This is a genomic window from Rosenbergiella collisarenosi (genome assembly GCF_018494085.1).
In the GTDB taxonomy this organism is placed as follows: Bacteria; Pseudomonadota; Gammaproteobacteria; order Enterobacterales; family Enterobacteriaceae; genus Rosenbergiella; species Rosenbergiella collisarenosi.
This window is the reverse complement of the sequence record NZ_JABBFP010000012.1, coordinates 73,781-87,123: the sequence shown is the minus strand read 5'-3', so window position 1 is coordinate 87,123 and position 13,343 is coordinate 73,781. Positions and strand designations below refer to the sequence as shown.

General features: G+C 50.4%; 11 protein-coding genes. 5 read left to right on the top strand and 6 right to left on the bottom strand.

Translation table 11 applies throughout. The annotated features are described in order from the left end of the window. Positions 1-4: 4 nt before the first annotated feature. The 6 genes from tssC to HGT70_RS15245 are packed head-to-tail and all read right to left on the bottom strand — an operon-like array spanning position 5 to position 6,669. Complete coding sequence (gene tssC / locus HGT70_RS15270) at positions 5-1,504, bottom strand: type VI secretion system contractile sheath large subunit (protein WP_214196451.1); 1,500 nt, start codon at positions 1,502-1,504, stop codon at positions 5-7. Positions 1,505-1,507: 3 nt separating this feature from the next. Further along, positions 1,508-2,038 (bottom strand): type VI secretion system contractile sheath small subunit, encoded by a 531-nt coding sequence (tssB, locus tag HGT70_RS15265; RefSeq protein ID WP_214196450.1) that lies wholly within the window; start codon positions 2,036-2,038, stop codon positions 1,508-1,510. 43 nt (positions 2,039-2,081) lie between these two features. Next, a complete protein-coding gene (locus HGT70_RS15260; protein WP_214196449.1) occupies positions 2,082-2,657 on the bottom strand; it encodes a fimbrial protein in 576 nt (191 codons plus the stop codon). Further along, positions 2,654-5,272 (bottom strand): fimbria/pilus outer membrane usher protein, encoded by a 2,619-nt coding sequence (locus tag HGT70_RS15255; protein ID WP_214196448.1) that lies wholly within the window; start codon positions 5,270-5,272, stop codon positions 2,654-2,656. The genes HGT70_RS15260 and HGT70_RS15255 overlap by 4 nt, the downstream gene beginning before the upstream one ends. 40 nt (positions 5,273-5,312) lie before the next feature. Next, positions 5,313-6,077, bottom strand: a complete 765-nt coding sequence (locus HGT70_RS15250; protein WP_214196447.1) for a fimbrial biogenesis chaperone — start codon at positions 6,075-6,077, stop codon at positions 5,313-5,315. 55 nt (positions 6,078-6,132) lie between these two features. After that, positions 6,133-6,669 (bottom strand): fimbrial protein, encoded by a 537-nt coding sequence (locus HGT70_RS15245; RefSeq protein WP_214196446.1) that lies wholly within the window; start codon positions 6,667-6,669, stop codon positions 6,133-6,135. A gap of 425 nt (positions 6,670-7,094) precedes the next feature. Here HGT70_RS15245 and tssF point away from each other — a divergent pair, with 425 nt between their 5' ends. The 5 genes from tssF to HGT70_RS15220 are packed head-to-tail and all read left to right on the top strand — an operon-like array spanning position 7,095 to position 13,342. Next, positions 7,095-8,960: a type VI secretion system baseplate subunit TssF gene (tssF, locus tag HGT70_RS15240; protein ID WP_214196445.1), complete on the top strand. Its 1,866-nt coding sequence runs from the start codon at positions 7,095-7,097 to the stop codon at positions 8,958-8,960. Next, entirely contained in the window at positions 8,957-9,976 is a 1,020-nt protein-coding gene (tssG, locus tag HGT70_RS15235) for a type VI secretion system baseplate subunit TssG (RefSeq protein WP_214196444.1), read from the top strand. Before tssF ends, tssG begins: the two co-directional genes overlap by 4 nt. Before the next feature lie 32 nt (positions 9,977-10,008). Beyond that, the gene (locus tag HGT70_RS15230; RefSeq protein ID WP_214196443.1) at positions 10,009-11,001 is read left to right on the top strand and encodes a type VI secretion system protein TssA; all 993 of its coding nucleotides are present in this window, start codon (positions 10,009-10,011) and stop codon (positions 10,999-11,001) included. Position 11,002: 1 nt separating this feature from the next. Further along, positions 11,003-11,992 carry a fimbrial protein gene (locus HGT70_RS15225; RefSeq protein WP_214196442.1) on the top strand — a complete coding sequence of 330 codons (990 nt, stop codon included), beginning with the start codon at positions 11,003-11,005 and terminating at the stop codon, positions 11,990-11,992. Between the two features lie 6 nt (positions 11,993-11,998). Further along, a complete protein-coding gene (locus HGT70_RS15220; protein ID WP_214196441.1) occupies positions 11,999-13,342 on the top strand; it encodes a GlcNAc-transferase family protein in 1,344 nt (447 codons plus the stop codon). The last annotated feature ends 1 nt before the right edge of the window (position 13,343 follow it).

The window sequence follows — 13,343 nt, the reverse complement described above, 5'->3', positions numbered from 1 at the left end:
AGAATTAAAGGCTCTCTTTGACCGAAGGCAGTTTGGCAACCATCCGTAGGGAGACGGTCAGCCCTTCCAATTGAAAATGGGGTCGTAAATAGAATTTGGCTTGGTAGTAGCCGGGATTACCTTCGATATCGGTAACCAGCACCTCGGCCGCCGCTAAGGGACGTTTGGCTTTAGTCTGCTGCGATGAGTTTGCCGGATCGCCATCCACATAATTCATCACCCAATCGTTTAGCCACTTCTCCATCGCTTCCCTCGACTTAAAACTTCCCACCTTGTCACGTACGATGCACTTTAAATAGTGCGCAAAGCGCGAACAGGCGAACAGATAAGGGAGTCGCGCCGATAGGCTCGCGTTCGCGGTAGCATCGTCGTCGTAGTATTCGGTTGGCTTTTGTAACGACTGCGCCCCAATGAACGCGGCATAGTCGGTATTTTTTCGGTGAACGAGCGGAATAAAGCCATTTTTCGCCAACTCAGCCTCGCGCCGATCGGAGATCGCAATTTCTGTTGGGCACTTTAAATCAATACCCCCATCGTCGGTGGGAAAGGTATGGCAGGGTAATCCCTCTACGACACCACCACTTTCTACGCCGCGGATCATCGTGCACCAACCGTACTGCTTAAACGAACGATTGATATTGACTGCCATGGCATAGGCCGCATTCGCCCAGACATAGTGGCTGTGGTCGGCACCGGAGGTGTTCTCTTCGAACGCAAAGGCTTCGACCGGGTTAGTGCGCGCCCCATAAGGTAATCTCGCCAAAAATCGCGGCATCGCAAGCCCGATGTAGCGCGCATCTTCCGATTGTCGTAAGCCATTCCACGCCGCATATTCGAGGTTTTGCGTGAAAATTTTCGTCAGGTCACGAGGATTCGCTAACTCCTGCCAGCTCTGCATTTGCATCACCGCAGGCGCCGCCGCAGAGATAAAAGGAACATGCGCGGAGGAGGCGATCTTCGCTAAAGAAGTTAAGAGATCGACGTCTTCAGGAGAGTGGTCGAAGTAATAATCGCCGACTAAACAGCCATAGGGTTCGCCACCTAGCTGCCCATATTCTTCTTCGTAGATCATCCGAAAGATAGGGCTCTGATCCCAGTTGGCCCCCTTATAACGCTTCAAGTTACGTCTTAACTCATCACGAGAAATATCCAGAACGCGCAGCTTAAGTTGCTCATCCGTTTCGGTGTTCGTTACCAGATGATGTAATCCACGCCAGGCGCTTTCTAACTGCTGAAATTCTGGATGATGTAAGATACCGTTAATCTGATCGGATATTTTGCGGTCGATCGTTTCGATCAACGCGGCGATATTTTTATACGCATCTTCGGACAGTAAAATTGCACTCTGTAAGGCTTGTTGCGCCAGCGTTTTGACCGCCGTTTCAACCGCCTGTTTCGCGACATCGGTTTGCGGGCGAAATGCCTTCTGTAAGAGCGCCGGGAGTTCGGCGGAAACCGTCGTAGCCGTCGTCGTTAGCCCCGCTTGCGTCGTTACCTGTTTCATCGCTTACTCCTCACTCGTTGGTGATAAAGCTGGGCGATCGTCTGCCGCAGGTAGCGTGGCAAGCGCGGCTAACAGGTCGGGATCATTCAGCAGTTGCATCACCAGCCCTTCTGCATCGCTCTTCCCGTCCATGTAGGTCTGTAGGTTAGCCAGTTGCGTTCTGGCTTCCAATAGTTGCGCAAGGGGCGCGACTTTTTTGGCGATATTCTCCGGCGAGAAATCGGATAAGCTCTCTAGCGTTAAATCGACCAGTAGCTGTCCTTCCCCACTTAATGTGTTTTCCACATCGAAGAGGACTCGCGGTTGTAATGCTTTCATTCGCTCATCGAAATTATCGATATCAATGGCCAGGAACTTCCTCTCCTTTAGCGGTTGTTGCGCGACATGTGATTTACCTGAAAGGTCGGACATTACGCCCATTACGAAAGGGAGATTAACTTTCTTATCATCGCCGTAGATCTCAACATCGTATTCAATTTGCACGCGTGGTGCGCGGTTTCTCGCAATAAATTTCTGCGAATCGTTATGACTCATTCCTGACACTCCCTGTTAAATAATCCTATCGATTGCTCGGTCTTCACTGATAATTAATGGTGACTATTGCTCTGACTAATAGCTTTCCGGGTGTTGGCTGCTGTGAAGTCTTCGAAAAATAGCTCGCGGTGAATTGATGCGATTCAACATTAGTCCCCGAGGCATATTTATAGATCTGCCCAGAATCCGGCTGATTAACTTTGAGTTGCTCGCCATTTTCCTTTCTAATTCGTAGTTGTATCGCCTCACTCATCCCAGCGCCCTGCGTATTTTTAAAGTTTCCGGTTAGTGCATCATAGAAGGCATTATCAGTCTGGAGGGCTACTAATACCGTCTGTTTATCGGGGCAGTCGGTCAGCTGTAGCGTAAAAGGGGTCGTACCTAGTTCATGTTCCTGGGGGGTAAATTTAGAGGTCGACACTACGGGTAAGGCGATGGTTTCTCGGGACGTCGCCTGATTAATACTCAAGCGACACGTCTGAGCGAGGTATTCGCCTTTAAACAGCACGTCGATATGACAATCCCCCTTACACACATTCGTCGCGGCATGGGCGTGAGGAAAACCCATTACCGACACTAACAGTAGATAACTCACCGCTAATTTTTCGATTCCTTTCATTTACAGCTGACCTCCTGATAAATCATCTCATCCTGAGAATGTTTAACTTTATTAATAAACTGCTCACTGACTTCAATTTGGCAGACCCCATGGGTCACGCTGTCGCGAATAAAGAGCGCTTCTGTATCGGGGTGCCATCCTTGAATAAAGGCTCTACCCGCTTGTGAGACCAACGCCAAGTGAGGGTTGGAATGGGTAAACAGCTGGCTCATCATGCTGAAGGGCCGCTGCTGGCGATCGCGGACTTTGAGTAAGATTGGGACGCCGGTCTGCGTTTTCATCTGAACTTTTACTGCCGCGCCCATACGCGGGACGACCGTCGTTTCATTCTCTTCAATCGAGACGCTAAGGGGTAATCCTTCTGGATTGACCGTAATTCTATTTTCGAGATAGGGAGTGAGCGAAGGTAATACGCCGTACCCCTCGCGATTGAGGGTAGCCCCTTGCCCGTTCATGATCTTCGCTCCCTGCGCACCTTCCGCATAAATAATGGCAAACGGATTATTCCCCAGCTGCCTTCCCGCAATGAGCCCTGCTGAATGCCCGACGAGGCTACCGTTAGCCGATAGCGAAAATTGCTGATAGCGGCGATTGCGACTGAACGAGCTACTGTATTGGCCTTGTGAGCGGTTATAAGAAATATTCCCTTGAACCCCGTTATTACGTTTTTCCTGCTGACTTTTCTCGCTATTGATCCCTAGGCCATAAACTAGCGCATTCTCATCACCATAGTGGCCGTTGAAGCTATTTTGAACGCTGGTAGTCCGATTATTATCGTGGGAGTAGGTACTATAGAAAGAGTCGAAGAGACTGTTCTTCTCTGTGCTGGCGCCTAATGGAATACTCAGGGACAGCATCAGTGAATTTTCATAGAGGCCGCTCTGCGTCTGATTTCTCGATAAATAGCCCCCTAGACCAAAGTAACGAAACTGATTATTCACCGATAGGCTGTACTGTTTAGACGATGATTTATTTTTAAAACGGTAGTGCGAGGCAGAAAGGTTAATACTAAAACTGTCGCCAATAGGCTGACCGATGGAGAGTGACATCCGTTGTTTTGCCGTCGGATACCCCCAATTTCCATAGGAGGCTTGGCCGTTACTGACCGTATTTAAAGATTGATAGTGACCTGACGTCAGGCGTTCGAAGGCGAGGTTAATGCTCGTTTGCGTATCGCGTAGCGACTTATTGTAAGCGAGCGTCATGCGACTTCCCCTTCGTTTAGTTTTACGGGGTTCGCTAGGAAGCTGCGAATAATTCGCGGTCACCGCCATTCCGCCGAGCGGAGTATTAAAGGCATTGCCGACCGCCCCTCCCTGATAGCCATCACCGACTTGCAGTCCCGTGTACATGGTGATGTTTTCCGTCAATCCATAAAAGAGGTTAGCTTGGAGAAAATAGGCGCGGTTAAGTGCCTGAGTCGTCGTGATCTTTCCCGCATCCAACTCATATTTAAGTACCGACTGGTTCAGGATTAGTGGCGGAGCCGAGTTAGGAACGATCATGACTTTTTGCCGACCGTCCGCCTCGTCAATGACCAGAGTATAATCGCCGCCATAGCCGCCAACCGTCGGAGAGTCGATTTCGAAAGGCCCCGCCGGCACACTCGTTTCTTGAATCACCTTGCCTTGCTGCCAAATCGAGACCTTTGCATTGGTTTCGGCAATCCCCGTAAAATAGGGCGTATAAGTCCGGAGTTTTGCCGGAAGCATGCGGTGATCGGAACGGAGTTGGATGCCGCGAAAGGTGACACTATCGAACAGTTCACCGGAAGACCAGGTCTCGCCCAAGCGTAACTGGCTTTTTAGCCCGGTAATATCGTGTTCTGCATAGGCAGACTGACCATGATATTGCCAGCCCCTCTCCTGAAATTTACGACTGATTTGTCGATAACGTAACCGCCACCCTTCAAAGTTAATCCCCAGCAATGAGCTGAAGCTCAACGTGGTTTGCGAGCGGGATGGCGTGGTCGTCGATGATAATGTTCGTTGGCGATAACCATCGAAACTATAATCGATAAAGGCGACGTTACTCCCCTGCTCCCACCTTTCCGGGGGAATATCCCCCGGAGAATGCGGCTGAAAATATTTTTGAGGTACGCTTAGCTGTAGGGTGAAATCACCGCTCTCGTAATGAGCGCGGCTAGTGGGGATCCACTGCTCAAGGGGAAGACAGGCTGGTTCAGATGACGTTTTTTCTAGGGTGATGCCGATCGTTTGTAGCGTCTCAAGGGTAAAGCAAGGCTGTGCATAGCCTTGGGGTTGCCCTCTTTGCTGAACAAAGCTGATAACGAACCGTCCACGCGGCTGATTATTGACTTGAATGGTAACGGGATAATCCCCGGCCGCAACGGGATTACCTCGCTCGAATAGCGACAGATCCACTTTTTCACCATGTAAAAAGTGGTCATCGAACGCTATGCCTGCCGTCTGTTTGTGAGACACGTCGTCGGGACTCAGCGCTCGCTCGCTGGCCCATCCCATCGTCGAAACACCTAACATGCCGACGAGAGGAGAAGTCAGAGCAATGACCCGTAGATAAAAACGCCGTACACCACCGCTTTTTTCGACTGTTACGAATCTTCTCGCGCCAGTATTCTGCTTTAGCTCATCCATGGCTATGCATCATCCTGAATAGTGAATAATAGGGTGACAACTATTTCTTATTAACGATAAATCCTTTACCGTCATTTTTTTTTGCTTGGTAATTAACCCCATTACCGTAATCATTAATTAATTCGAAGTTAATTTCTGTAATCTTCTTATTTCGTAAGGCAGATGGCAGCACGAGTTTTTGCTCAGAGAAAGGTGCCAGCATCGGTGAGGCGAGCTCTTGCGTTACGCCTTCAGCCCTCACGCCGACGGAATAAAAAGAGAGGTAATAGGGTGTTGGATTAGTGGCCGTCAGCTCACCCTTTGCAGCTTGGCGCCATTGCAGTTTATTGCCCTGATCGGCACTCGTTTCGGTCAATGCCACGGGGCGATAAAATAGTTTTATTTTAGTCTTAAAGGCCAAGGTAAGTCGCTCACTGGTCACCTCCTCATCACTCCGCGGGGGGACTTCCAGCAGATTAAACCAGAAAAGGGATTCCCTATCCTTAGGCAAGTCTTGTCCAAGATAGCGCACCCTGACGCTTTGCCCTTTACCTGGTTCCATCCTAAATAGCGGCGGGATCGCCATAAAGGGAACCTCTTGTGCAATGCCCTCGACGGTAGAATTGCTCTCATCCACCCAAACTTGTACCAATGCTGGCTGCTCACCTTTATTAGAGGTACGCACAATTTTTTCGTTCTGACCTTCAATAAAAACAATTCGCGTACCGGTTAATGTGACCCCGGCATAGCAGTTTGTCAGGAAGAAACTCATGGCGATAACGCTCAGAGTCAATCCTTTCACATGACGTTTTATTGCGTGTTGCATAGTCATTTCCGCTAGGAGAGAGCTGCCACGGAGCGATTCCGTGGCAGTAGGATGATTATGGATAGGCGATGGTATAAATAGCTTTGGCTTCAACCGCGCCAGCAGTTGCCGCACCCGTTGAGTAATATCCCCCTGCAAAGGTCATTTTTGCCGCATTACCAACGAGTGGGAATAGCTCCGAGGTCTCACCGACCTTAACTTGCTTTTGACCTTTGTATAGGCGAACTTGAATATTTGCCCCCCCTTGTAAACTATTTTTTAAGTTACCCGTTACCGTATCTTTCTCACTGCCTCCCACAGCCTCGAAATGCGCAGCGATACTTTTCAGTGTGGCTGAGCAATTTTTAACGGAAATAGTAAAGTCTCTAGATCCTGCTTCCGTCCCGGCGACTTTAAAGGTATCCACCGAGAGCTTAGGCAGTTCGACTGTTATATTCTTGATACCATCAATTTCACAGGTTTCCGATGTTAACGCACCCGTAAAGGTGATGAGACCCTGCTGTTCACTGAGGTTGTTGGGATCGGCTGAATAGCTCATTGGGGAAACAGAGAAAAGTAGCGCGCTGCATAATAGTACTTTCACTTTTGACATGTGTGACATTCCTTTGAAAAACTATCTTTTATGCTTCATTGCCGTTGATGGTAGAAGCACTCCTTTAGAGTAAAAATGGCTAATAGCTATTTTAAATCGCGTTTATTAACGGCCTAGCTAGCACCGGTAATAAATGACTGTATTACCAATCTTCTGATATTCATCCGTCAATATCAGCACAGCTTTGGTAATACAGGAATAGGATATTATTCAATTAATTCGTAAGATAAAGTACTTATCATATAAAAATAACAATTTAAGAATATAGCCCGGCTTATATTCTTAAATTTAATCACACTAACAATTAATATATTGATTAATGGATTGCATTTATTTACCTTCCTAGAGTTTATTTATCGATAAATCTTTATTCTGAATAAAAATATTTATTATCCATCGCAGCACTCATTAGGAACTCTCTCTCTATGGACCAACGGTTTCTTAACTATTACCGCCGTGAGCTACTTTTTATGCGTGAAATCGCGGCGGATTTCGCAGCCAAACACCCTAAAATAGCTAAGCGCCTCAATATTAATAGTACAGCGATTGCAGACCCTTGGATTGAACGTCTTATTGATTCATTTTGCTTCCTTAATGCCAGAACGCAATTAAAGATCGATGCTGAATTTGAGCCTTTTACACAACGGTTGCTAAATAGTCTCTCGCCAGAATTTACCTTACCGACACCCGCCAAATCTGTGGCGCAAATCCACCCCTCGGCGCTACAGGGTGATTTAACTAACGGTTACCGACTCGCGGCAGATACTCGGCTGCTTAGCCAGGCCGTAGGCAAAAATAGTACGCGGTGTGAATTTAGAACCTGCCGCCCACTGACGCTTTGGCCAATGACTCTGCTACAGGCCATATTGACAAAGAGTCCCCCTGAGTTAACGACTCTCCTTGAGAAAGAGGGGCGACAGAACGCGGTAAAATCGACGCTAACCTTCACGTTAACGCTGTCTCACGACTTACTTTTTTCACAATTGACAGACTGTGACGAGATCCCAATTTATATTTGTGGGGATGAACAAGTCACTTCCCATCTCTTCGAACTCCTCGCCTGCCATTACTCCGGTATTACCGTGACGGCCGACGCCTATACCACGATATTCTCACGTGAAGAGACCGGCCCGATTATTCCCGCGCACCTCTACGCTAATCATCCCCCGCGATCCTTCTGGCAGAGCCATCATGGCTATCGCTATCTCAAAGAGTTTTTTGATTTCCGTTCGCAGTTTTATTTCTTTTCTCTCGCACATCTGGCCCCTGCTTTGCGTCACTGCCACAGTAACCAGATTGAAATCAGCGTATTGCTCGATAGCTTTCCAATTGAACTCGCGCCACTGGTCACGGTGCAACGCTTTAGTTTACATTGTGTCCCGGTGGTAAATCTCTTTCCCGGAAAGGTGGACAGAATTAGAGTTTCACCAGGTTCAGTCAACCATCATATCGTCGTCGATAGGAGCCGCCCCGCAGACTACGAGGTGGGGATAGTGCGTTCAGTAAGTGGCTTTAGTAGTGAGGGTGAGGCGCTGGCCACCTTTTCCCCGCTCTACCAACGCGCTGTCGCCGACAGGGCTGAAGTGGGTCGCTATTTTTCAGTACAACGTACGCCACACCTTATCGGCGATCTCACTGAGCACCCATCGCAGGAGAGCGATGTCTGGTTAAGTCTGGTCGACCAATCTCAGCCCCCCTATCCCCCTCGTTTAGCCAGCTTGCATCTCGATGCGTTGGTCTCTAATCGTTATCTGCCGCAACATCTCCCGCTGGCGGATGACCAAGGGATGGATCTGCAACTAGAAGAGAGCATCCCTACTAGCGGTGCGACCTTCGTTGCGCCGATAAGCCAGCGTTATGACTCTCTCGCCTATGCCGATCAGGCGTGGAAATTGATTAACCTTTTACAGTGTGCCTATCAACCGCTTGATGGAGACACTCCTACAGAGAGCGCCGAGCACCTGCGTGAAAGATTAAGATTATTTCTACGCCAAGGAGATGATTTCTCTGAAGCCTTGATCCACAGTGTGGTCGCGCTGACATGTCAGCCCATCGTTCGACGCTTATCCGACGACGATTTATTGCTTAACTATCGCGGAGTAAGATGCCGGTTAACCGTTGATGAACGCTGTTACTCTAACCATAGTCCGTTATTATTTGGTCACGCTATCGCCCTTTTTCTCGCTACACATAGCGCGGTCAATAGCTTTGTCGACGTAGAATTACTCTCGCTACAGCGAGGGCTGCTCTACTGCTGGCCTGCATCTCTCGGACGACGAGGCGTGCTATGAAACCTCACTCAGTACCCGCTAGCCTCCCGCAGTCGCTAGAGGGGCTACCGCTCGACGCACCTTGGAAAGGCAATTTCTTTGCCACGTTACGTCGCCTCTCGGCCATGGACCAAGAAAAACCAATTCCGGGTAACGCACTAAGTCCAGCCGAAGAAAATTTTCGCCTAAGCCAAGCCGTGAGCCTGGCCTTTCCGGCGAGTGAAGTCGCCTCGCTATCTTGGCACGATCAGCAGTTAGCCGTTAAGCTTTTTAGCCTTGGAATTTGGGGGCCACAGGGAGCACTGCCCCTCCATTTCTCAGAACTCGCCTTCACTCGGGCGCAGCAGCAAGATACCGCGCTGATCGATTTTATCGATCTCTTTCACCATCGTAGTATGGCGATATTTTTTCGCGCATGGCATGCCGCACAAGACACCGCCTCTTTAGACCGGCCACAGCACGATCGCTTTTCGCATTATCTGCACTGCTTATCGGGGTTATCGTCAACCGTCGCGCAAGACCGCGGGCTCACGCACCATGAGCAACTCAGCGCAGGACTTCATCTTGCGAGGAAAACCTGTTCACCGCAGGACCTGATCGCGACGCTCAATGCCTGGTTCCATCTTCCTTTTCAGATTGAGGAGTTCCAGCCAGAGTGGATTACGGTCGGTGTGGAAGGACAAAGCCAACTGTATAATGCTACGCACGGGCCGCAATTGGCCGCTGGGGGGATCCTCGGTAATACCTGCTATCAGGTCAGTCATAAATTTAAGGTTTGGTGTGGCCCGCTCACCTACGAGCAGTACCTTAGCCTGCATCCAGAAGGGAGTCCGTGGGCACGATTAGGCGAAGCGATACAGCGCCTAACCGGTGGCTATTATCATTATGATCTACAACTTGTTCTGGCCGCAGATGCGGCTCCACTGCCAACGCTTAGCGGGGCGCAGCAGCTAGGCTTTGATACTTGGCTATCCAACGAAGAGAGCCACTCCCCACAATTAGGAATGATTACTGAATCTTATCAGTCCCCAACCTAAGACGACGACGACACGCACTCAAGGAAGAGAATATGTCAGCGCTAACACCGATTTTTATGCACTACCCATGGCTCGGGGAGCCTATCGATAACGATCGGCCCTGTGGCCCCTCTATCGATTATCACCCCGAATTCTTGGCCTTACAGCAACAGGTTAGCTCGCAAAATACCGTCGAATATGGTGAGTTTATTCAAGCACCTTCTCCTGTTCATTGGCCCTCGCTACTTCCTACGCTGTACAGCCTAAGCCAACAGAGCAAAGATATTCGGCTGGTCGTACTGCTGATCCGTGCGCGTTTAGCACAAGAAGGAATTAAGGCGATAGTCGAGGGTATCGAGCTTCTTATTGCATTACTGGAGCGCTGGCCGCAAGCGCTGCATCCACAATGCCATGATGAGGGGGAGTATGTCCCGGAGTTTCGCCATAACGCTTTATCCGAATTGGACGATATTGAAGGCTGCGTGGCTGAACTCCGCCGCTTCTCATTAACGACGTCAGAAGGGCAGGCCTACTCCCTTGCCCAGATAGAACGCTGGATACGTGACGATAAAACGCTATCCTTGGCGGACAAAGAGCGGCTACAGCAATGCTATCATCATCATCTCTACTTTTTCGATCACTGCCTCGTCGCGCAGCAACGTTTGCAGCAGCTGTGTCAGTTACCTGATGATGCCTTAGGCACAGAGAGCTTCTCCTGTCCGCACCTCGCACAACTCTTTACTACACTGTGCCGCTTTCACCAGAAACAGCGACAGCTTTTACCTCCAGAACCGACCGCAAGGGTAGCCGATCCCACGGCACTTCGGCCCGATCCGCCCGCCATTAACGACAGATTGGCCTACCGGAATGAGGCACGCGAAAAACTCCGCGAAATTCGTGAAAATTTTACCTACTACGAACCGAGTAGCCCGTTGAGTCTAGTACTGCATTTCGCGGAACATAGCATCGGCTTGGATTGCCAGCAGATTAGCCAGCGCTATCCGCGCGAGCTTCTCACTCTGCTAACTTTAGAAAAGGATATCTAATATGAGATGGTTATACGGATTACTATTGCTGACTTTAGTGAATGGAACCTCTTATGCGTCATGCTATTTAGTGCGCGGTCAACCGACAACGCTGACCATCCCCTCGCAAACCATTACTATCGATGCGGATGCTCCCGTTAGCCTAGACCAGCCGTTTGCTCGCATCGATAGTCCACCGCTGACCGCACGTGTCGGGTATAACGAATGCCTAAACGGGACCGAATACGGTCGTGCCTTCACCTATCTCGATAGCCGGGGGATTTCCAATCAGGTCTATCAGACCGATATTCCCGGTATTGGCGTTAAGGTGCTCTGGACCAATGGCAAAGCAGGATATGGGCCTTTTCCCCGAACACAGTGGATGTCAGTCCCCGCTTTTGCCGCCTCAGCAACCTTCGATTTCGAGCCGGGGGCCGCGTACCGGTTAGAGTTTTATAAGGTAGCCGAGAAGATTAACGTGACCGCGGGTAATAGCTCACAGCTGCTGCCGATGGGGGTTGTCGCCTATAACTATATATTTTCCCCCACCCCCGGTAATTTCGCTATGCGCCTAAACCTGGGGGCGATCACGGTGAAAAGCCTACCGAGCTGTACGCTCGATTCGAGTAAGACAGTCGATTTCGGAAAGGTCAGTGCCAGCGATCTGGCTCAAGGGATCTATCGTGATCTGCAGTTTAAGATCAACTGCCGCAGTGACTATCAGCGTTTTTCAACAAAGGCTTCCATTACGACGAAAACACCGAGTGATGATCTTCAGTCGATCAAGGTGACCGATTCTGCCGGACAGGATGACCGCCTACGCATCACTCTATATGATAGTAACAGCTCCCCACTTCTCGTCGACGGCACCCGAAGCGAAACGGTGAGCAACACCACTTCACAGGGCGATGCGACCTTTAGCTGGCAAGCCAGATTATCGCCGGGACTCAAGAGTCCGCCTGCTTCGGGGCCATTTGCTGCCTATGCAGAGATACAGTTCGCGATCGAGTAAACCACGATGGATAAGACCCTCTTTATCAACATCGCCAGTTATCGTGATCGCGAGCTCTGGGACACACTCGAGAGCCTACTGACGACGGCCATTGCCCCCGATAAACTACATATCGCCATCTGTTGGCAAGATGATAACAATCTCACCGCACTTCGACAAAAAGGCTGGACGCCGGTTACAGTGTCGAGTCTCGCGGGGTTTCCGGTTTATCGACTCGACGGGAGCGCTGCGTTGATCGAGCTGATCGCACTCCCCTACCAGCACGCGCAAGGCGTCGGCTTTGCACGGGCGTTGTGTGACCAGCTCTACCGTGATGAGCAGTGGTTTCTTCAGATAGATGCGCACAGTCTGTTCGCGAGAGAGTGGGATGCTTATCTGATCAACACGCTAACCAGCTTATCTCAACAAAGCGCTAAGCCACTGATCAGTGGCTATCCGCCGAGCTACCATGTGACTGAGGCGGGCGAGGTTCTCTACGGCCAAGACGTGGGGCGAGTCACATTTAACCGGTTTACCCCGGAAGGGCTGCCCACCTTGACCTGCCAGAAGCTCAGCGCTTCGCAGCCCGTTAGAGGCAGCTTTGTTGCCGCCGGATTTATCTTTACGCAAGGCAGCTTTGTGCGGGAGGTCGGTAATGACCCAACCATCTTCTTCGAAGGGGAGGAAATTACTCTCTCTCTGCGCGCCTACAGCTGGGGCTATGATGTGTTCCACTTGCCCGAGCAACCATTGTGGCACCACTATACCCGTCCCACCTCGCCAAAGGTTTGGGAGGATCAAAGCCTCTGCGCGCAGGAACGCGGAGACATTAGTGTCTGCTGGCTCCAGCGAGAGGCCTGGTCACAGCGCCGGGTCAAAGCGCTACTCGGGCTGGTTTCTCTCTCGCCTGCGGATAACGAGGCCAAATCCTTAGGGCCGATACGCTCACGTCGGCAGTTTGAATACCAGTGTGGCCTTAACTTCCAGTTAGCCAGCTGCTATGCCGAGTGCCTAGCGCCAGGCTTCACTAGCCACTTCTTGCCACCGAGGGATGAGGCGGAGTGGGTAAATCGCCACCGTCATTATTACTCGAAACCCCTTAGCCTGATGGCGCTCCTCGGTATGCCACCCACACTCACGTTACCGGATAAACTCATCCTTCACCTCTATGCCCAGAACAACACTCGCTTAGCATATCGCGAATTTACGCGCGCGCAGCTTCGCGCTAAGCATATCGAGGTGAGCGGTTGGTCGACACCTAATTGCCCGCCCGCCTTCCTACGCCTTGCCAGCTGGTGGGAACCGTCAGGCTGGGGCTGCGTTATCCAGCAACCTTGGGGCGATGACGAAGGGCCTTATTGTTTACTTTAAA